The following is a 19,727-nucleotide window of genomic DNA, read 5'->3' as shown; positions in this document are numbered from 1 at the left end:
ACACCACCTAACTGGATGGTGGGTGTGCTGGTTACTCAGCGGTGCTGGCGGCGGCGTGCCACGGCAGTGGCATGCTCCTCGCCATGCATGAAGATCCGCAGGACAAGACAACGCCGGGGTTGTGGGGGCGCATCGCGTGTGCCTGGGCGATTGCTTTCGCCGTGCTTCATTTTTACTGGGCGCTGGGCGGCGACTGGGGCCTCAGTGTCTCGGCGGGGCCCCTGGCCGAGGAACGCCCTGGGTGGTTCGTGGCGGTGGGCTTGTGGGGCGTGGGATTGCTATGCCTTGCCGGCGGTGTGCTGGGATGGCTTCTCGCCAGGCCGCAGCCTCGTGGCCTGGCAGGACGGGTGGTCAAGGCCCTGGGGTGGGGGGCCTGCGCTGTGCTGCTGGTGCGCGGCATCGCCGTCGAGGTGCTGCTGCTGACCGACACTGCGGGCCAGGAGATAGACGTAAGCCCGGAACAGCGGCTGTGGACGCTGCTGCTGTGGAATCCCTGGTTCCTGGTCGGTGGTCTCGTCTTCGGTTTGGCCGCACGGGGGGCCGGAAGAGCGAAGGGCGCAAGTAGCGGCGCCGCCTGACAGTGCGTCGGGGAATGCGAAGAAGAGGGTGCCCAAGATCGTTCTGTGACGAATGAACTGGACACCCTGCTGACGGCACTGTACGTGAAGGTCGATGACGAGCTGGAGGTGGAGCGATGGATGGGCTGCCCGCCGCAGTTGAGCGATCCGGAGCTGGTCACGCTCGCCGTGGCCCAGGCACTGCTCGGCTTCCGCTCCGAAGCCAGGTGGCTGCGGTACGCGCGCAAGAACCTCGCCACGATGTTCCCGTACCTGCCGCAGCAGTTCGGGTACAACAAACGTCTCAAGGCCGCACTGCCACTGGTCAAGAAGGCGATACGGACCCTCGCGGTGGACACGGACTTCTGGTTCGACAACCACTGGATCGCGGACTCGACACCTGTGGAGTGCGGGCGTTCGCGGCCGACGGGGAAGCGGTCGGGGATGGCCGGCTGGGCCGAATACGGGTACTGCGCCAGCCATTCGAGGTTCTTCTGGGGCCTGCGCCTGTATCTGGTCTGCACCCCGACCGGGATGCCGATCTTGTGGGCGCTCGCGAACCCGAAACTCGATGAACGCGAGGTGCTCCAGGCCATGCTCGACGTCGAGGAAGACCTGGTGGCCGACCGGCCCGGACTGCTACTCATCGCGGACAAGGGCTTCGCATCCAAGGAGTTCGAGGCGGACCTCGCGATGCGAGGGATCGACCTGCTGCGGCCTTCCTTCAAGCGGGAGAAGAAGCGCAAGGGAGAGTCCCTCCTCAAGTCGCTGCGGCAACTGATCGAGTCCGTGAACGACACACTCAGGGTCCAGTTGGACCTGGAACAGCACGGCGGGCGGACCTTCGAGGGCGTCGCTGTCCGGGTCGCCCAGCGCATCCTCGCCTTGGCCGCCGCGATCTGGCGCAACCACAAGACCGGTGCCCCGATCACGCGGTCACTGGTCGCATTCGACCACTGAACACATCGGACTCATTCGTCGAGGGCAGAGAGATATGAACCACGCACCCCAGTCCTTCCAGCTCCTTCCCGGCGCCGCCGACTCGCCGGTGATCCTTCATGTCCCGCACAGCTCGAGGGTCATACCCGAGTGGGTGCGCGACGGCATCGAGCTGGACGACCGCGCGCTCGAGTTGGAGCTCGACCACATCACCGACTCACACACTGCGGAGATCGCCGCCGCCGCCGCGGAGGCCGCCCCGATCGCGCCCTGGCGGTTCGTCAACGGGCTTTCGCGCCTGGTGATCGACCCTGAGCGGTTTCCCGACGAGCGCGAGGAGATGCTGGCCGTCGGCATGGGCGCGGTCTACACGCAGACCACGCACCGCGAGCCTCTGCGCCCGACGGATGTCGACCCGCAGCCGCTGATCGACCGCTATTTCCACCCGTACTCGGAGGCTATGACAGCGGCCGTGGCGGATCGGCTGGAGGCTGTCGGCCGTGCCGTCATCATCGACGTCCACTCGTATCCGACCGAGCGCCTGCCGTACGAGCTTCACGGCGATGGTCCGCGGCCGCCGATCTGCCTGGGTACGGACGACTTCCACACCCCCGCGGAGCTGCTCGCCCACGCGGAGAAATCGTTCGCCGACTTCGGCGGTACGGGGGTCGATAGCCCCTTCGCCGGGACGTATGTGCCGCTGAAGTACTACGCCAAGGACCCGCGCGTCAGCGCCCTGATGATCGAGATCCGGCGGGACGTCTACATGGAGGAGCCGGGAGGCCCTGCGGGTCATGGCCTCGCAACCCTTGCCGCCGACCTGGCGCAGCTGCTCAACGCTGTGTCCGGACCGTAGGACGATCTGACGAATGACGACGCTGCCTTGGAAGTGCCTTTGTTCTGAGCCGAATGAGCCCGCTTCGGGGCGGCTGGTATCCGAAGCGGGGGGCCTCAGTCGCGACCTTTCGCCCACGCCGCCAGTTCGTTCTGCGCGCCCTTCAGTAAGGCCGCCGAGGGCGCCGTCGCGCCGTTCGTCACCAGTGCGTAGTGCACGCCGCCCGCGTTCTGCGCGGTGAGCAGGAGGCGGCGGCTGCCCGTTCCGCCCGGCTCTGGAGCCACGGCGATGGGGGTGGTGCTGTCGTACGGCGGAGGTGCGTGCACCGTGCCGAGGTCGGAGACGACCGTCGTTCGCGACGTCTCGAAGGAGGCCGGCAGGTGCAGTTCCGTCGGGGCCGCCGAGCCGTCCGAGCGCCACAGCAGGACGCCGTACTGACCCGTTCCCACCAACTCGCGGACCCGCGGCAGCGACCCCGGGACCGGGTTCCAGGTGAGTGTGGTGGAGCCGTCGCGGGAGCGGTCCTCGTAGGTGAAGGCGAGTACGCGGCCCGCGGTGGCGCTCGGGTAGAGGCGGTCGAGGAGCCTCGCGTCCTGCCGCAGGACCGCCGTGCCCGAGTCGTCGAGGCGGACCGCCGACAGGTCTTCGTCGTTCCAGGCGTCGCCCTCCGTGCGGACTTTGTCGGGGTTGCCGTTCATGAGCTCGTGGTGGCGGCCGTTGTAGATGTCCCACTGCCATTGTGAGCCGGACAGGGCAGGGCCTGAGTCCTCGGGGTGCGACCACCAAGTGGAGCCGGGGAGCCGGGAGTCGAGGGCCTGGTACATCGCCTTGTCCACGGTCGGGGCCTTGTCGGAGACCGTGCCGCTGAGTGGGTGTCCGAACTCGCTGACGATGGCGGCCGTTTCCGCGCCGGCGGCGCGATCGCGGACGGCGCCGAAGTTGCCTGCGTACTGGCCGTCCTTCGCCTTGCCCCACATGAAGACGCCGGAGATTGCCTTCTGGTCGTAGAAGTGGGTGTTGAAGACGAAGCGCGGGCCGAGCCGTCCGGCGTCAAGGAGACCGCCCTCCTGCTTCTGGAAGTCCAGGTTGGCGTTCCAGAAAAGGTTCGGCTCGACGAACGCGGGCTTGTCACGCCACCCCGCCGCGTCCATGCGGGCGCGGAACTTCTCGTAGAAGGGCCAGAGCAGCTCGCGCTCCCAGGCCCGGCTGGACTGGCCGGAGTCGTATGTGCCCGCGTGCGGCTCGTTGTACGGGTCGAAGCCGACGACGCCCGCGAACTCGGCGGCGGTGAGGTGCTCGGCGACGTACGCCATGGTGGTCTGCGCCGTCGCGAGGAATGCGTCCTGGATGCCGCCCGTGTTGTGCCAGAAGTCGTACGTCGCCTTCGTCACGGCCTGGTTCTGGGTGATGTTCTGTCCCCAGAAGAGGCAGATCCCGCACGATTCACGTGGGTAACCACCGGCGTCGACCACCCACTTGGGGGCTCCGTCACCGGTGTACCAGCTGCCTTTGTGGAACAGATGCCGGGAGAAGAGGTCCTGGTGAAAGTCCGGATAGACGCGGATACCGACCCTGAGGAAGGCCCGCATCTGCGCGGTGGCGGCGGCGAGATAGGTGTGGTCGATCTGGCCGCGTTCGGGTTCGGCGTGAGCCCACGACAGCAGGAAGCGCACGGAGTTGCCGCCGCCGAGCGCGCGCAGCGCTGCCGCGGACTTCTCGGCGTCGGCGACGGAGGCGAAGGGGAGTCCGCCGTTCTCCTCCAGCTTGGTCTCGCCGGAGACGTTGTATCCGCGCAGGACGACTTCGCGGCCGAGTCCGTCGACGAAGCGGCCGTCCTCGACCGTGAAGGAGGCGGCGGCCTGCTCGTCGAACCAGTGGGATAGGGGCATGGGAGCGGCGGCGGACGGCATGCTCGAACCGATCAGGGACGCGGTGATGAGGAACAGGACACCCATGAGACGCCTGCGCATCGTCGGCATGCGCTCCACATTCCTGACGATCCATCAGTTTGTCAACAGTCGGCCCGTTTGCGGCGACCGCCTGCCTGCGGTCTCAGGCTCCGTCGCGGACGGCGGAGAGCAGACGGGCACACCGTGCGCTCATGTCGTGCGCGGACAGGTCGGGGTGGGAGACCCACCAGCCGACGAGGGCGCTGACCGTGCCCGTCCACACATGCTTGAGGGCGTCCGCGTCGAGGGCGTCGTCATTGCCCCGGTCGCTCAGCAGCGCGGCGGTGCCGGAGGCCGCCAGGTCGTCGATGGCCTCGCGGTGGCGGTGCGCGGTGCGCCATGGTTCGGAGCCGGGTGGCAGGGTCCGGTCGTACAGCACGAACCAGGCGTGCCGCTGTTCCTCCAGCGTTTCGAAGACCGCGGTGAGGACAGCGTGGGGCAGCCGGTCCTCCGACGGGCTCGACGCCATGGCCGCGTTGATCGCCGCGAGGAGGCGGTGGCCGATGTGTTCGAGACAGGCGGCGTAGAGGCCGTCCTTGGAGCCGAAGTACGTGTACAGCATCGGCTTGGTGACGCCGACGCGCCGGGCGATCGCGGCCATCGACGCCGCGGCGTGGCCGTGCCTGCCGAACTCCTCCAGGGCCGCGGCCACGATCTGTTCCTCGCGGCGGGCGCGCGGGACGCCCTTGGTCCCGGCGCCGCGGCTGCGGCCCTGGGTTCCTTGCGCACCGCCACCGGCGGACGCGGCGGGGTCTGCCGGATCAGGTGCGGCCGAGGCTCTTGCAGTGGTCATGGCGGAGACTATACGTTGCGGTAACTTACCAAGTAGTAAATTACCGAGAGGTCAAACGCGTGGCCGACAGCACTTCGCCCGTGACTCCGCCCGTGTCCCGCTCCAACTCCTCCCGGAACCGCTCCTGGTGGGGCTGGGGTACCGCGGACAAGGCACTGCCCGACGCCGAATGCACCGCACTCGGCGGGCTGGTCCCGGGCTCGGCGGCCACCCCGCTGCCGGTGCCCGACATCTCCGCCCTCGAACTGCCCAAGGTGCGCGTCGAGCCGCCCTCCGCGCTCGCCCCCCTGATGTCGGCCGCTCCACGGGACCGGGCATCGCACACCTACGGCAAGGCGTACCGCGATGTGGTCCGGGCCCTGAACGGAGACCTCTCGGCGGCACCCGACCAGGTCGCCCACCCACGCACCGAGCAGGATGTGATCGATGTCCTCGACTGGGCGGCGGACGCGGACGTCGCCGTCGTGCCGTACGGAGCGGGCAGTTCGGTCGTCGGCGGGGTCGAGTACCGCGCGGACCGGCACCGCGGTGTGGTGTCGCTGGATCTCTCGTCCCTGGACCGCGTACTGGAGATCGACCCTGTCAGCCGGGCCGCCCGGATCCAGGCCGGCGCCCTGGGCCCCGACCTCGAGGCGCAACTGCGGCCGCACGGACTCACCCTGCGCCACTTCCCGCAGAGCTTCGAGTTCTCCACCCTGGGGGGCTGGCTGGCCACCCGAGCCGGCGGGCACTACGCCACGCTGTACACCCACATCGACGACCTGGTGGAGTCGTTGCGCGTGGTGACGCCCGTCGGGGTCAACCAGTCGCTGCGGCTTCCCGGTTCGGGAGCGGGCCCCTCCCCCGACCGGATGTTCCTGGGATCCGAGGGCACGCTCGGCGTGATCACCGAAGCTTGGATGCGACTCCAGGACCGCCCGCGTCACAAGGCGTCGGCCACGGTGCTGTTCAGCGACGTCCACGCCGCGATGAACGCCCTGCGCGCCATCGCGCAGTCGGGCCTGCACCCGGCCAACTGCCGGCTGCTGGACCCCGGGGAAGCCGCTCTGGCAGGTGTCGCGCGGGACGGCGAGAGCGTGCTCGTCCTCGGTGTGGAGTCGGCCCACTCCCCCGTCGGCGAGCGCCTCGCCCAACTCGTCACCCTGGCCCGCGACCACGGCGGCTCACCCGCTCCGTCTGCCCCCGATGCGCAGGACGCGGCCGAGGACGCCGCCGGCACCTGGCGCTCGGCATTCCTGCGGATGCCGTACCTTCGTGACGCGCTCGCCCGGATGAGCGTGATCACCGAGACGTTCGAGACCGCCTGCACCTGGGACCGTGCTCCGGGACTGTACGAGTCGGTGCGCAGGGACCTGGGGGACGTCGTACGGGAGGTGACGGGCACCGTGGGCACCATCAACTGCCGCTTCACCCACGTCTATCCGGACGGGCCCGCGCCGTACTTCACCGTCATCGCGCCGGGGCGGCACGGCGAGGAAGTCGCGATGTGGGACGAGATCAAGACCGCGGCGATGCAGATCCTCACCGACCACGGCGCGACCGTCACGCACCATCACGCGGTCGGCCGCGACCACCGGCCGGGGTACTACCGCCAGCGCCCGGAACCGTTCGCCCACGCCCTGCGGGCCGTAAAACAGGCGCTCGACCCCGCCGGAATCCTCAACCCGGGTGTGCTTTTCGATCCGGCTGCCGCCGGCTGACGGGGCCGCTCGCGGGAGTTCGGCGCGGGGCGGTCGCCGCGGCGGCGACCGGGGCGTGGCTACGTCCCAGCGGCGAGGACCCGGCCGACGGCACGCCGACCCAGCCCCGAAGCCGCGCCGACGGTGCCAACCAGCAACTCTCGCCGGTCTCCTGAAGCCCCGGAACTCCGCGGCCAATTGGGCAGCGCTCACCCAGGCTCACTATGATCCGCCGATGATCACAAGAAAGCGACTGGCAGCCGCGGTGTGCGGCGCGCTGCTGGTCACGTTGACCGGTGGCCTCCTCCCGGCCGCCGCCCTCGCAGACTCGGGCGACGAGCCCGCCGCCAAGGAACCACCCAAGGTCGAACTCGTCCTCGACGTCAGCGGTTCCATGCGCGCACGCGACATCGACGGCCAGTCCCGCATGTCCGCGGCCAAGCAGGCCTTCAACGAGGTGCTGGACGCGGTGCCGGAAGAGGTCCGGCTCGGCATACGCACGCTCGGCGCCGACTACCCCGGCAAGGACCAGAAGAGGGGCTGCAAGGACACCCGCCAGCTCTACCCCGTCGGCGAACTCGACCGGGCCGAGGCGAAAACGGCGGTGGCGACCCTCGCTCCCACCGGCTGGACGCCCATCGGGCCCGCGCTGCTGGGCGCGGCCGACGACCTGGAGGGCGGCAACACCACTCGCCGGATCGTGCTCATCACGGACGGCGAGGACACCTGCGCACCGCTCGATCCGTGCGAGGTGGCGCGCGAGATCGCGGCCAAGGGCATCAACATCACCATCGACACGCTCGGCCTGGTCCCTAACGCCAAGATGCGTGCGCAGCTGATGTGTATCGCCGAGGCCACCGGCGGCACGTACTCCTCCGTCGAGCACAAGGAGGAACTGTCCGACCGCGTCAGCCAATTGGTCGAACGCGCGGCCGAACCGGTCGTCACGCCGGTCGCCACGAAGGGCGCCGACCGGTGCGACGACGCCCCGCAGCTCAAGGCCGGTCTCTACACCGACCGTGAGACCTTCGGCCAGCACCGCTGGTACCGGGTGGACCTGCTGCCCGGACAGGAGCTGCGCGCCTCGGTGAGCGTCGCCGCCGACCGCGCCGTCAACCGCGACTACGGTGTACTGCTGCGCGCGTCGACCGTCCACGGCCGGGAGATGGTACGCGGCGAGGCCGCCGGGGACGGACGCACCGACGTCATCTCGACGGGGCTGCGCTATCCGAAACCCGAGATCGAGGACGCGGACTCCGACAAGCCCGCCGCCGAGACGGTCTGTCTGCGGGTGAGCAACTCCTTCTCCGCCCCCGCCTCGGTCAAGACCTCTCCCGGTCTGCCCGTCGAGCTGACCCTCGATGTGGTGGACGGCCCCGACAATGCCGCCGACGTCGCCTTCTTCGGCCTCGGCCGAGGCTGGTGGCTGCTCGGCCTGCTGACGCTCGCGGGCTTTGCGGCCGGTCTGCTGTGGGGCTGGATCACGCGCTTGCGCATCGCCGTCTGGAGGACCAACTGATGCGTACCGTGCGCACCTTCGCGGGCGCCCTGCTCGCCGCCGCCGCGCTCTTCGCACTTCCCGGGACCGCCGCCGCGGACACCCCCTCACCCACCGCGTCCGAGGCGTCCGAGGAGACCGCCGCGCCGACCGAGGCCGGATCGTCCTTCCGTACCGCCACCGTGGTACGCCCCGGACAGCGGGCCACCGCCCAGGCGTCGACCGGTGACTATCTCTACTGGCAGTTCCCCGCCGACGCCGGGCAACAGGCCACCGTGCGGGCCACGGTGAAGCTGCCCGAGTCCAACGCCCGGCACGGCGCCCACACCTGGAAGCTCGATGTGTACGACGGGCTGCGGCGCCGCCAGGCCTGCCGCTACGGCAGCGACGCCAAGGCGGCCCCGGTCGGGGCCGCGTCCGTCGAGCTGTCCTGCGCGCTGCGTACGGTCCGGGCCTGGTCCGAGCCGGCGGCGAACGACCCGCTGCCCGGCGCGTACTTCGTGCGCCTGACCGTCGTCGACGCGCCCGCCGAGGACCTCGGTGAGCCCGTCGACGCCGCGTTGGAGGTCACGGCGGCCGACTCCGGAGGCGCCGCCGCCGTGGACGGCGCGCTCGCCGCACCGCTCGTGCCCGCGTCCGGCCCGAAGGTCGAGCCGGACGGCGGCTGGTCGTCCGGCTGGTGGTCGTCCCGTGTGCTGTGGACGGTGGGCGGTGCGGTACTCGCCGCCCTGGCCGGCATCTGGGGCTACCGCCTCAGCCGCGGCAACGGCCGCCCGGCGCAGGTGCCGCCGGGAGTCTGACGCCGGCGCCGCTCGCCCCGGGCGGGAGGATTCCTCCCCGGGGTGGGCGGTGCGTCAATTGCCCGAACAGTGGCGGGCAGCGTTCACCGCGTGGTCCGTGACCCTCCGTCCTCGCCCAGCGAGTACGGCAGCCGCGCCGGCGCTCCGGCCGGGCCGATTACCCAACAGGCTCGTGCTGCTGTCGGTGATCCGATCTACGTCGCCCAGCACCTGTCGAGCGACACGGCCTCAGGCAGCCGGATCCGAACGGCACGGAACCCGGCCCGCCGGTCGGCCGCCGACACCGCGGCGCGGTGGGGCTCCTGCCTTCCGCCGCCCGCTTGAGTCACTCGCCCCACCAGCGACCGACCGCCCATGCCAGGGCATAGCCGGCGCTGTTGAGGGCGCAGTGCAGCGCCACTGGCGGGATGAGGCTCCCCGACCGGCGACGCAGCTCGCAGAACACCACACCCGCGAGGGCAGTGCCGGCGACCGCCGCGGCCACCGACAGCGCGACCCCGGTCCCACCCGTACCGAAGACCGCTTCCGCTGCCGCGTTCGAGTGGGTGAGTCCGCGGGACGGCTGAATATGCCACAGCCCGAAGAGCGCCGAGGAAACGGCGGTGGCCCAGGCGGGGCCCCACCGTCTTTGCATCATGGCCCACAGCACTCCCCGGAACGCGACCTCCTCCAGCAGCACGGTCCCGAACGGCACCCGCACCAGCACGCGGTACACCAGCTGTCCGCCCGAGAGTTCCGCGACGCGCTCGTCCTGGAATGCCTCACGGGTGAACGGCAGGGCAAGCGCCACCAGATAGACCAGAACGACGGCTCCGGTCAGGACAAGTCCCCAGCGCATGCCTTTCCGCGCCGACGAACGGCCGAGCCCCAGCTCGTCCCATGTGATCCCGGTCCGCCGGGCGATCAGCACGAGCGCGCCGGCCGTGGTCACGCACACAGGGACGTACAGGTCGGGCCCGAGCCGGTTGACGAGCGTATTCGCGGCCGCGAGCACCACAACGGCCAGAATGAGCATCCGCATGGTCACGCCAGAATGCCCGATCCTCCAGAGGGTCTCCGCGCAACGCGCCGCTCAGCAGACCACAGGGGTAATTGACACGCCGAAGTCGCCGACACTTCCTGCGACTGCGGGCAGCGCGAAGGCGCACTCCACGCCGTCCCACATGCACAACCTCGCCCGGGCCTCGAGATCGAAACAGCCGCAACCATGCATGACCTGCCGGATCGCAGCCATCTGCAACGCTCTTCAGAACCGCATGGGATCACGGTGCGGAGTGAGGCTCGGGTCCTGCGACCACACCAGGCGCACTTCGAGGACGTCACCGACGAGCTCGGCCAGGCAGTCGGCGGCCCAGCCGTTCCAGCCGTTCCAGCCGTTCCAGTACACAGCTTCCCGCCATTCCGGGACTCGGGGAACGGCGAGAGAACGGCGGCCCCGGCCCACCTGCAGGGTGCGAGAAGGCCGAGTGTCGGTGTCCTCGCCTCACTGGAAGCTGAGCCGGTGCGGATGTGTGGGGTCCTCATGGCAGGTGAAGACACGCATCAGCCCACGACCGAGATAGACGCCGGTGGGGACGTTCGCACCCATGATGTGCATGCTGTCCCGGTCCTCGAGCGGGACCCAACTCAGCGTGCCGTTGTCCCACTCGCGGTCGTGGACGGTCAGCAGAGGCAGCATGGCCGCGCCGCACGAGCAGGTCACCGGGGCGGGCCCTGTGAGGTGCCAGGAGGCGAATCCACCGACCTTCCATCCCGGTGGGATGGACAGGTCGTGCTGGTAGGTGAGTTCGGACTGTTCAGGGCCGTCACCGGAGGCGGCCTCGTATTCCTCGTTGTCGTAGCTGCCGAAGTCCTCCGAGTCGTCCTCGGTGTCCAGGAGTTCTTCCTCCCACACCTCGATGGACTCCCGGAGTTCCTGGCTCAGCATGCCGACGTATTCATGCTCCACCACCTGTTCCGGGTCGAGCACACACGTCACGGGCACGCATTCCTTGCGGCCGACGACAACGGGCTCCGGAACGTCCGAGCGAATGTCCGCCACATCGTGGGAGTGCCGCCATTTCAGCACCACATCGATCGTGCGGTCCGGGCCGTGGACCTCGAACGGGCACCAGAAGATCTGTAGGAGGTCGCACCCTTCGGGGCCGTTCAGGTCCGGAATGTCGCGGGTGAACAACTGGGCGGCGGCGAGCAGCGGAATGGCTTCCTCGTTCCCGATCTCCGGAGCGTGCAAGCCGGGTTGGAGAGCGGAAAGAGCCTCCCGTTCGGCCTCCGACGGTCCACCCCGAGGGTCCCGCTGCCAGGCAGCGTCCAGAATCCGGCGCTCTTCCCGTACGTCCGCCAGCCGGTGCCCCGTGCTCTTGTCGTGGGAGGCCGTGCACACGGGCCACGGCTCGGCGGAGGGCCACAGGAACGGGCCCGCCACCGAGCTCTCGTCAGGCTTCGGAGAGCCTTTCCGGGGGTGCAGGCGGGTACTCGTGCGACGGTACCGGCCGAGTTCCGGGAACACTTCCTCGATATCGACGGGCCGCTCGGGCGTGGTGCGCGTCACGTCTTTCCTCCCCCACATTTGCCGGCTGTTGGTGGCGATCACCGAATACTTCCAGCCGGTCTTCTTCTCGAAAGCCGTGAGCTTCTTCTTGTGCCGTCCGGCCGGGCGGACCCGGCGGACCAGCAGCCGCATCCCCTCCGGCCAGCCCGGCCGGGTGTTCAGCCCGGTCAACTCCGCGATGCCGTAGCCGTCCTGGACAGTGCCGTCCTGGCTCAGAGAGTCCTCCCACGCCACAACTGGGAGCTTGGCGATCGCTGCGTGGTCGCCCTCGGTGATCGTCCAGCCGACCAGGTAACGCACCGTGCGACGGGCGGTGTTCAGCGCCTCCAGGTGTTCGAGCAGGTCGTGGGTGGAGCCCGCGCCATCGATACGGACCATGATCTTCGCCTGGCTGGCGCCGGGGATCTGCCGCAGTGCGTCGGTGAGCACGGCGATGTGATCGGCGACCGTATTGGACCCGGCGTTGCCCGGCCGCAGCAGCATCGACAGCGGCTCCTGCGTGTTGGCGCACCAGCACGCCAGCGGGTGGAAGCCCCACGTCTTCTTGAAAGTCACGGCCGTGCCGGCCTTGTTCGAGGCGGAGGTGATGATCGTGGCGTCGATGTCGATGACGACCCGGCCCGCCAGACGCTTGCCCGCCACGGTCAGCCAGGGGAAACCGTCCGGTCGCAGGTGCATTAGCTGCCACACGTGACGGCGGGCCCTGGCCCGGGCCTTCGCGATCCGCTTCAGCGTGCGCTCGTCGAGGGCAGCCAGAGTACGGCGCGTGGTGGAGTCGGAGGCGGGTTTCGCGAGCAGGCCGGTGTGGTGGGCCTGCAGTTGCTCGGTCTCGGACAGGTTCGTCGCCCCGAGCACGATCGCCACCGCCAGGCCGAGCAGGACGTGCGCGCGGTCGCGCCAGCTCGCGCTCTGGACGGTGGGCCACAGCCGGCCGAGGGCTCCGGTCAGTCCGACCCGGTGCGCGACCGCGTGCAGCAGCACCGAAAGCTGCACCTGTCCTTGCAGCGGACGTCAGCACTCCTTGCAGCTCAGTAGCACCTTTCTCTAACTGCGCATCAGAAAAGCTCGGCCGGTTCAATACCCAAGGTCAAATGGGCTCGAGGCCTACTCGGCATCGCAGGTCGTGGCCTCGGATCCAGTCGGTTCTGTAGACCTCGTGCCAGTACTCTCGCCCTTCCTGCCCGCCTCGATGGGGGCGTAGCGCCGCCGTTGAAGCTCATCGCGTTCACCGTCCGGGATCGTCATCGACTCGGCAAGCGCGGCGGCAAGCGCGTCCACTTGGGGGTTGTCCATGTCAGCGTGGAAGAGCCACCGGATGTTCTCGTCGCGCGTGATGAGGTCGATCGCCAAGCGCCCGTTTCTGTCCTGCGTGGTCGCTGCTCGGACGTATCGCACCCGGTCGATCGGGATGTCCTGACGGATCTCGCCTTGCTCAAGGAATGCGTTCGTCTTGGCCGTGATGATGCGGCGATCCGTGACGGCGACCAGTGTCTTTGACGCCACCTTGTCCCTCGCTGCCGCCAACTTCTCCTTCGCTCCGCTGAAGATCGCAGAAATTGGACCGAGGGCATCGAGTTGATCGGGGAAGCCGAGGATACGTAGGGTCTCACCGTCCTCGAGGAACCATCGCAGGATGCGAAGGTACGGTTCGAGATCCAGCGATTTGGGTGCGCAGACGACGCCCGGAGCCTCGAGCGGAGAGGCTGGCGGATGGAGAGCATCAGCAAGAGGCTCGATCGCCTCTAGAAGACGGGCGGAGGTTTGGCGGGCTGCAATCGAGTCCTTCCGCTTCCCCGGCAGTGGCAGTGTGTCGCGTCCGGGGAGCTCGGCGATGATTCGTAGCTCCCGCGTCAGCGAGTCGACGAGGCTCGTCGTCTCGGCGAGTGCGGAGTCGAGCTCCTTGCCAGTGTCGCGCGCAATGACGTCGACGAGCCGGGCCTCGTCAGCGTCTTCGGGTCCAGCGGCTCTCGCCCGCGCGGCGTGGAGCGCCTGATATCCGGTCCATGCCTTGACGGAAAACAGGAGGGCGTTTGCGTCGAAGAGGATTGCCTCGGCGTTCGTCTCGAGATACTCACGGCGGCCATGTCTGTCGACCCGATGGATCTGCCGGATGTGAGTGCCGACGTTCAGTCGGTACAGGTCACGCTGCGTACGCAGGTCCGCCTTCTTACCCGCGACGGTGTCCCACAGGGACGTCGGGACCGATCCGACCTCTCGCGCCTGGTCAACTACGTGATCGACGGTGGCGACGAGCGCCGTCAGCTCGGCCCACTGCCCGTGGCGGAGAGTCGTGAGTACCTGGCTTGTCAGCGCGATGTTGGTTCTGACAAGGCCCGTGACCTCACTCAGCTGCATCTGAAGGGCGACCATGGCCAGCGCCGGCCCCATCGCAGCCGCGGTCTGCGCCGCGCTCACCGCAGTCACGGGGAAGAAGCGGGCCTGAGCAGTGATGCGGCCACTGGCGGAGAACACTGCTCCGAGGTTCGCGCCATCCTTGATGGCGAGCGTTCCGCCGGCCTTCAGTAGGGCCTGTGTCGCGTCGCTGATCCTGTAGAGCCCCTGCACGCTGGCGAATGCGTTTCCGAGGTTGCCAGCCACGGTAGCCGTGTTTCCGATCGAGGCGAGGACTGCGGAGATCTGCTTGCGGTCGGCGCCCGACACGAGCCCAAAGTCGATCAAATCGAGCTTGAGTTCCGCCGGGACCTCACCGAAGACGACAGCAACCCCTGGGAGCACCTCCGCCAGGACCATCGATGCCGTCGTTGAGCCGATGTCCGAGTTGGGTGTCGGATCGTCCACAACAGGTGAGTCGGCGGTATTGCTCTTGCCGTTCTCCTCAGGCTCGGCGATCTCCATCGAGTCCGAAGGGTCCTGCATGCGATCTCCTCCCGGCGGGGACGCGCAACGGCCAGACGTCGTCAGCGTTCACTGCCGAAGCCTACGGCTCGACGCCCTGCGGTTCAGCCCGAATCCACCGGGCTGATTCCGGACTGGCCTCGATTCGTCAGCGGCTTCCACTCGGTGATCGTCTCGGCGGTTCGCCCGTAATGTCCCCGTTGCTGGCGGGGTGGGCCGTCGCATGACGCTGCGGGGGCGCCGGGTTTAGCCGGCCGAGGGCTCCGGTCAGTCCGACACGGTCCGCGACCGCGTGCAGCAGCTCCACCCCGGCGTGGCCGATGAGTCCTCTCCCGTCGGCGGCCACAGACAGCCGCCGGTCCCACCCGGTACGCTCACTCACCAGCAAGCTGCACCTGTTCTTGCAGCGGATACGACGTCAGCACTCGCACCCTTGCAGCTCAGGAGCACCTTTCTCTAACTCTGCATCAGAAAAGTTCGGCCGGTTGAATACCCAAGGCCAGCGGGGCGACCCAGGTGATCGAGACGGCCGTAGCGAACGCTGCCCTTCCGAATCGTAGGCGTCCATCTGGCAGCACTTGGGCGCAAGTCCCAGCGGGCAGACCGGTTTCCGGGTCGGCGCACTCTGTACTCCAGCCTGCTGACGGCACCTGTGGGCGTGGTCCGCGTCAGACGGCGGCCCAACAGGTCGTAGGTGTAGCGGCTGGTGCGGCCGTCGACGGTCTCGGCGACGAGCCGGCCCATGACGTCCCTCTCCAATGGTGAGAGTGGAGGCTTGGGACTGCGCGCCGATCAACTGGCCGCCGGTGCTGTACGTGTAGCGGGTGGCGGATCCGGCCGAGTTCTGGGCGACCAACCGGTCGGTCCATGACATCCCATGCATACGAGAAGGTCTGGCCGAGCGGCGTGTACGCGACCCCAGGCGTCCTGCGGCGTCGTATGTGTACTGCATCTGACGGCCGTCGAAGTCACTCTCGGCGGCGAGCCGGCCAGCGTGGTCGTAGGCGTAGTCCCAGGTCTGCCCGAGCGGGTTGCTCACCCGCGCGAGTCGCAGTTCGGTGTCGTACCGCAGCTCATAACGCGCTCCGTCGGCGGAGGTTCGGGTGTCGGCTTGTCGAAGTGCCCGTACTCGGCCACCGTCACGCCACCGTGCGCGTCGGTGTGAGTGACGCAGTTCCCCTCGCCGTCCCAGGTCGAGCGATGCAGGACACGACAGGGGGAGCAAAGACCGAGGTATCCGCAGGTAATCGACCATTCCCCTCGCATCCGGCGCAGCTCCGTTATGCCGCTATTTCACTTCCCTGTGCCGCCGGGCCACTTTCTGCTGAACTCTGCACCCATAACTCCGAGTAACACCTTCTCCACACCTGCCGGAAACACTCTCTACACATAGACGCCCGCGGCGCGTACGAGACCTGACACAAGGAGGATTCTTCAGTGAATCTGCACACCGAATGCGCAGCCGTCACATCCCCTCCCACCAGCTCCCCCGCCCGAGACCAACCCGTCCGCCCTTTGATGCGGAATGTCCAGTTCCGGGTCAAGTGGACGCCATCTCAAGGGAATTGCGGCGGCTTAACGTGTGAAGAAGATGCCACCAACCCATGGACACACGTGCACGTCAGGTAATTCAACCGTCTCCTATCGAGCGCATCAGTCGCTGCTCGATTGGCTGCGCAACGCGCCTGCGTGCTTTGATCCATCGCACTGCGGGAGCCGTAAGACTCAGTCGCAGCAATTCGAGATATCCATGCGAAGGGAACCCCCTCATGAACTCCACCCCCCAGGTTCAGACCCAGGAAATCTCCGACAGCGACCTGGACAACGTGTCCGGTGGCCTCCTCGGCGGCGTGGTCGGCAACTCCACGGCCGCTGCTGACGGCATCCTCCCGGTCTCCGGCCCCCTGGCCGCCACGGCCGTCGGCACCGTCGAGGGCGTCACCGGCCTCAACTCGGCGCCGATCGCGGGCATCGCCACCGCCACGGTCGCCGGTCTCTGAGCCGGTTGTGCGCCGCTGAGCGGCGCACCCCCAAGCGGTGACTACGGCTCGTCGGCGTCCCCTCCTTGCCGACTCGCCGGACCGTATGCCCCGGATCCACCCCAGGTTCCGGGGCATACGGCCGCCGCCCCGGCGCGCCCCGGCACTCGAGCCGCGCCGAATGTCCGTCAGCACCATCGCAGTTGAGGGAAGAGTGTCGTGCAGTTCCGTCAACAGGCCCTTTCCAAGCTGCAATCGCCGGAAGAGATCGATCTGCCGGTGCGTTTCGCCCGCCCCCGGGGGTGGCTCGTCCTGGCCGTCACGGTCCTGGTCATGATCGCCGCGTCCGCCTGGGCGGTCACCGGCACCGTGACCTCCACACTCGGCGCGCCCGGAATCCTCACCCACGCCCAGGGCAGTTACGTCCTGCAGAGCCCTGTCTCGGGCCAGGTCACCGATGTGCTGGCCGAGGAAGGCACGACGGTTTCCGCCAACGCCCCCCTGGTGAAGGTCCGTACCGCCGAGGGCAACACCGTCGTCCGTACGATCGCCGCAGGCCGGCTCACGGCGCTTGTCGCCACGATCGGTTCCGTGGTCACGACCGGAGCGGATGTGGCGGCCGTGGAGAAGATCGACAAGGCGGACGACCCCCTGATGGCCGTCCTGTATGTGCCCGCCGACAGCGGATCGACGGTGCCCGTGGGCGCCTCGGTCGATCTCACCGTCCAGTCGGTGCCCACACAGCAGTACGGAGTACTGCGCGGCCGGGTGAAGGCCGTCGGCCGGACCGCGCAGACCCGCCAGCGGATCACCAGCTTCCTCGGCAACAGCCAGCTGGGCGAGCAGTTCTCGAAGAAGGGCCAGCCCGTGGCGGTCCTCGTGCGTCTGGACCCGTCCACAGGCACCAAGTCCGGCTACACCTGGTCGTCCGCGGACGGTCCGCCGTACGCCGTCGACTCCATGACCCTGGCCACCGGCGCCATCCGGCTGGCCGAGCAGCATCCGATCGATTGGCTGCTCCCATGACCACGCAGCAGCAACTGCCGCCGGCGGGCGGCCGCCGACGCCATCGCCCGGAGGGAGCACCGGCCCCCCGGCGCGGTTCGCGCCGCGCCGGCCCGCCGCCCAAGGCCAAGAAGCAGAAGGCCGTTCGCACCCCCACCGTCCTCCAGATGGAGGCGCTGGAGTGCGGCGCCGCCTCGCTGGCCATGGTCCTCGCGCATTACGGGAAGCATGTGCCGCTCGAGGAGCTGCGCATCGCGTGCGGTGTCTCCCGCGACGGCTCGCGCGCCAGCAACCTGCTCAAGGCCGCGCGCAGTTACGGCCTGCAGGCCAAGGGCATGCAGATGGAGACGGCGGCGCTGGCCGACATGCGGGTACCGGCGATCCTGTTCTGGGAGTTCAACCACTACGTCGTCTACGACGGCATGGGACGCCGGTTCGGCCGCCGGGGCGTGCACATCAACGACCCCGACAAGGGTCGCCGCTTTGTGTCGATGGAGGCCTTCGACACCAGCTTCACCGGCGTCGCGCTGATCTTCGAACCCTCCGACAGCTTCCGCCGGGGCGGCCGCAAGCCGGGGATCATGAGCGCCGTGCCCGCGCGGATGCGCGGTACGGCCGGCACTCTGCTGGCGGCTCTGCTCGCCAGCCTGCTGCTCGTCGCGGTCGGCGCCGCGGTGCCGGCGCTGAGCCGTACGTACATCGACATGTTCCTGATTGGCAATCAGACCTCGTTGCTCGGACCGCTGTTCGCGTCGATGGCCGCGATGGTGGCGCTCACCGCCGTGCTCACCGGCCTGCAACAGGCGAATCTGCTGCGCGGCCGCATCATCTCGTCCACCCTCAGCAGCGCCCGCTTCCTGCGGCACCTGCTGAGACTGCCGGTCACATTCTTCGCCCAGCGCAGCCCGGCCGATCTGGTGCAGCGGCTGCAGTCCAACGACGCGGTCGCCGAGACGCTGGCCCGGGACCTCGCCGCCGCGGGCGTGGACGGCGTCGTCGTCATCCTCTACGCCGTACTGCTGTGGACGTACGACCCTCAACTCACCGTCATCGGCGTGCTGATCGCCCTGCTCAACGTGGTCGCGATGCGCATCGTGATCAAGCTGCGGGCCACCAACACCCAGAAGCTGCGCGCGGACAGCGCCCGGCTCACCAACACCTCGTACACAGGTCTTCAGCTGATCGAGACCATGAAGGCCACCGGTGGTGAGAACGGGTACTTCCGGCGCTGGGCGGGGCAGCACGCGACCACGCTGGAAGTACAGCAGCGGCTCGGTGTGCCGAGCGCCGTCCTCGCCGCCGTCGCGCCCACCCTCGCGACGCTCAACAGCGCGCTGATCCTGTGGATCGGCGGGCTGCGCGCGGTGGAGGGCCATATCTCCATCGGTCTGCTCGTCGCCTTCCAGGCGCTGGTGACCCGCTTCACCGCGCCGATCACCCGGCTGAACGGAGTGGCGGGCAGGATTCAGGACTTCGCCGCCGATGTGGCCCGGCTCAAGGATGTCGAGAACTTTCCCGTCGACGCGCTGTACTCGCGCCAGGAGCGGGACGCGAGCACCCGCAGGCTCAAGGGCCATGTGACGCTGGAGAACATCACCTTCGGCTACAGCCCGCTGGACAAGCCGCTGCTCAGCGGCTTCTCGCTGACGGTCGGTCCCGGGCAGCAGGTGGCGCTCGTCGGCGGGTCGGGCAGCGGAAAGTCCACCGTCTCCCGGCTGATCTCCGGCCTCTACAGCCCGTGGGAGGGGACGATCCGGATCGACGGGCAGCGCCTGGAGGACATTCCCCGAAGCGCGCTTGCCGCCTCGGTCTCCTTCGTCGACCAGGACGTCTTCCTCTTCGAAGGCACCGTGCGGGACAACGTGGCGCTGTGGGACCCCTCGATACCGGACGAGGCTGTCGTCACCGCGCTGAAGGACGCATCCCTCTACGACGTGATCGCCCGGCGGCCCGACGGCATCCACAGCCGGGTCGAGCAGGACGGCCGCAACTTCTCCGGCGGTCAGCGCCAGCGGCTGGAGATCGCCCGGGCGCTGGTCCGGCGGCCGAGCATCCTCGTCCTCGACGAGGTCACCAGTGCCCTGGACGCACAGACCGAGCGGGTCATCATCGACAACCTGCGGCGGCGCGGCTGCGCGTGCGTCGTGATCGCCCACCGGCTGAGCACGGTGCGCGACAGCGACGAGATCGTGGTGCTCGACCATGGTGCGGTCGTCGAACGCGGCAGGCACGAGGAGCTGGTCACCGCCGGGGGTCCGTACGCCGAGCTGGTCAAGGAGCACTGAC

16 protein-coding genes and 1 pseudogene are annotated in these 19,727 nt (G+C 68.7%); 9 read left to right on the top strand and 8 right to left on the bottom strand.

The annotated features are described in order from the left end of the window. Window positions 1-71: 71 nt before the first annotated feature. Genes J7E87_RS23510 through J7E87_RS23500 form a run of 3 tightly spaced genes read left to right on the top strand, consistent with a single transcriptional unit; the run spans window position 72 to window position 2,352 of the window. Window positions 72-578 carry a DUF3995 domain-containing protein gene (locus J7E87_RS23510; protein WP_215096476.1) on the top strand — a complete coding sequence of 169 codons (507 nt, stop codon included), beginning with the start codon at window positions 72-74 and terminating at the stop codon, window positions 576-578. A 45-nt stretch (window positions 579-623) separates the two neighbouring features. Continuing rightward, on the top strand, window positions 624-1,517 hold the full coding sequence (locus J7E87_RS23505; protein ID WP_215096475.1) for an IS982 family transposase: 894 nt from the start codon (window positions 624-626) through the stop codon (window positions 1,515-1,517). Between the two features lie 34 nt (window positions 1,518-1,551). Beyond that, window positions 1,552-2,352, top strand: a complete 801-nt coding sequence (locus J7E87_RS23500; RefSeq protein WP_215096474.1) for an N-formylglutamate amidohydrolase — start codon at window positions 1,552-1,554, stop codon at window positions 2,350-2,352. Window positions 2,353-2,447: 95 nt separating this feature from the next. Here J7E87_RS23500 and J7E87_RS23495 read toward each other — a convergent pair whose 3' ends face one another. Further along, window positions 2,448-4,310 (bottom strand): cellulase family glycosylhydrolase, encoded by a 1,863-nt coding sequence (locus J7E87_RS23495; protein WP_215096473.1) that lies wholly within the window; start codon window positions 4,308-4,310, stop codon window positions 2,448-2,450. Window positions 4,311-4,383: 73 nt separating this feature from the next. Then, window positions 4,384-5,073: a TetR/AcrR family transcriptional regulator gene (locus tag J7E87_RS23490; protein WP_215096472.1), complete on the bottom strand. Its 690-nt coding sequence runs from the start codon at window positions 5,071-5,073 to the stop codon at window positions 4,384-4,386. Window positions 5,074-5,132: 59 nt separating this feature from the next. On the opposite strand from J7E87_RS23490, the gene J7E87_RS23485 reads away from it, so the two are divergent. From J7E87_RS23485 to J7E87_RS23475, 3 genes are all read left to right on the top strand, one after another. Then, window positions 5,133-6,773, top strand: a complete 1,641-nt coding sequence (locus J7E87_RS23485) for an FAD-binding oxidoreductase (protein WP_215096471.1) — start codon at window positions 5,133-5,135, stop codon at window positions 6,771-6,773. 214 nt (window positions 6,774-6,987) lie between these two features. Then, a complete protein-coding gene (locus J7E87_RS23480; RefSeq protein WP_215096470.1) occupies window positions 6,988-8,271 on the top strand; it encodes a VWA domain-containing protein in 1,284 nt (427 codons plus the stop codon). Next, on the top strand, window positions 8,271-9,050 hold the full coding sequence (locus tag J7E87_RS23475; RefSeq protein WP_215096469.1) for a hypothetical protein: 780 nt from the start codon (window positions 8,271-8,273) through the stop codon (window positions 9,048-9,050). Before J7E87_RS23480 ends, J7E87_RS23475 begins: the two co-directional genes overlap by 1 nt. Before the next feature lie 325 nt (window positions 9,051-9,375). Here J7E87_RS23475 and J7E87_RS23470 read toward each other — a convergent pair whose 3' ends face one another. The 6 genes and pseudogenes from J7E87_RS23470 to J7E87_RS36550 all read right to left on the bottom strand — a co-directional run. Further along, window positions 9,376-10,071 (bottom strand): CPBP family intramembrane glutamic endopeptidase, encoded by a 696-nt coding sequence (locus tag J7E87_RS23470; RefSeq protein ID WP_215096615.1) that lies wholly within the window; start codon window positions 10,069-10,071, stop codon window positions 9,376-9,378. A 225-nt stretch (window positions 10,072-10,296) separates the two neighbouring features. After that, window positions 10,297-10,437 carry a hypothetical protein gene (locus J7E87_RS23465; protein ID WP_215096468.1) on the bottom strand — a complete coding sequence of 47 codons (141 nt, stop codon included), beginning with the start codon at window positions 10,435-10,437 and terminating at the stop codon, window positions 10,297-10,299. Between the two features lie 96 nt (window positions 10,438-10,533). Then, window positions 10,534-12,594: a transposase gene (locus J7E87_RS35360; RefSeq protein WP_308313044.1), complete on the bottom strand. Its 2,061-nt coding sequence runs from the start codon at window positions 12,592-12,594 to the stop codon at window positions 10,534-10,536. Window positions 12,595-12,705: 111 nt separating this feature from the next. Next, window positions 12,706-14,478 carry a hypothetical protein gene (locus J7E87_RS23450; protein WP_215096467.1) on the bottom strand — a complete coding sequence of 591 codons (1,773 nt, stop codon included), beginning with the start codon at window positions 14,476-14,478 and terminating at the stop codon, window positions 12,706-12,708. Window positions 14,479-14,913: 435 nt separating this feature from the next. After that, complete coding sequence (locus tag J7E87_RS36555; protein WP_215096466.1) at window positions 14,914-15,201, bottom strand: RHS repeat protein; 288 nt, start codon at window positions 15,199-15,201, stop codon at window positions 14,914-14,916. A 205-nt stretch (window positions 15,202-15,406) separates the two neighbouring features. Continuing rightward, window positions 15,407-15,712 (bottom strand): annotated as a pseudogene (locus J7E87_RS36550) (RHS repeat domain-containing protein); the annotation flags it as partial. Between the two features lie 514 nt (window positions 15,713-16,226). Here J7E87_RS36550 and J7E87_RS23435 point away from each other — a divergent pair. The 3 genes from J7E87_RS23435 (at window position 16,227) to J7E87_RS23425 (ending at window position 19,726) form a co-directional block, all read left to right on the top strand. Beyond that, a complete protein-coding gene (locus J7E87_RS23435) occupies window positions 16,227-16,457 on the top strand; it encodes a type A2 lantipeptide (RefSeq protein ID WP_215096465.1) in 231 nt (76 codons plus the stop codon). A gap of 198 nt (window positions 16,458-16,655) precedes the next feature. Continuing rightward, window positions 16,656-17,462, top strand: a complete 807-nt coding sequence (locus J7E87_RS23430; protein WP_215096464.1) for an HlyD family efflux transporter periplasmic adaptor subunit — start codon at window positions 16,656-16,658, stop codon at window positions 17,460-17,462. Then, the gene (locus J7E87_RS23425; RefSeq protein WP_215096463.1) at window positions 17,459-19,726 is read left to right on the top strand and encodes an NHLP family bacteriocin export ABC transporter peptidase/permease/ATPase subunit; all 2,268 of its coding nucleotides are present in this window, start codon (window positions 17,459-17,461) and stop codon (window positions 19,724-19,726) included. The genes J7E87_RS23430 and J7E87_RS23425 overlap by 4 nt, the downstream gene beginning before the upstream one ends. Window position 19,727: the final 1 nt, after the last annotated feature.

Source organism: Streptomyces sp. ISL-1 (assembly GCF_018614585.1).
In the GTDB taxonomy this organism is placed as follows: domain Bacteria; phylum Actinomycetota; class Actinomycetes; order Streptomycetales; family Streptomycetaceae; genus Streptomyces; species Streptomyces maoxianensis.
Note: the sequence above shows the minus strand (reverse complement) of the source record. Positions and strands in the feature narration are given on the sequence as shown.

Bases quoted from the DNA above. Each gene is read 5' to 3' on its own strand.
- J7E87_RS23480 (WP_215096470.1), top strand. From the start codon at position 6,988: ATGATCACAAGAAAGCGACTGGCAGCCGCGGTGTGCGGCGCGCTGCTG.
- J7E87_RS36555 (WP_215096466.1), bottom strand. From the start codon at position 15,201: ATGGGCCGGCTCGTCGCCGAGACCGTCGACGGCCGCACCAGCCGCTAC.
- J7E87_RS23495 (WP_215096473.1), bottom strand. From the start codon at position 4,310: ATGCCGACGATGCGCAGGCGTCTCATGGGTGTCCTGTTCCTCATCACC.
- J7E87_RS23435 (WP_215096465.1), top strand. From the start codon at position 16,227: ATGAACTCCACCCCCCAGGTTCAGACCCAGGAAATCTCCGACAGCGAC.
- J7E87_RS23490 (WP_215096472.1), bottom strand. From the start codon at position 5,073: ATGACCACTGCAAGAGCCTCGGCCGCACCTGATCCGGCAGACCCCGCC.
- J7E87_RS23500 (WP_215096474.1), top strand. From the start codon at position 1,552: ATGAACCACGCACCCCAGTCCTTCCAGCTCCTTCCCGGCGCCGCCGAC.
- J7E87_RS23470 (WP_215096615.1), bottom strand. From the start codon at position 10,071: ATGCGGATGCTCATTCTGGCCGTTGTGGTGCTCGCGGCCGCGAATACG.
- J7E87_RS23425 (WP_215096463.1), top strand. From the start codon at position 17,459: ATGACCACGCAGCAGCAACTGCCGCCGGCGGGCGGCCGCCGACGCCAT.
- J7E87_RS23475 (WP_215096469.1), top strand. From the start codon at position 8,271: ATGCGTACCGTGCGCACCTTCGCGGGCGCCCTGCTCGCCGCCGCCGCG.
- J7E87_RS23510 (WP_215096476.1), top strand. From the start codon at position 72: ATGCTCCTCGCCATGCATGAAGATCCGCAGGACAAGACAACGCCGGGG.
- J7E87_RS23450 (WP_215096467.1), bottom strand. From the start codon at position 14,478: ATGCAGGACCCTTCGGACTCGATGGAGATCGCCGAGCCTGAGGAGAAC.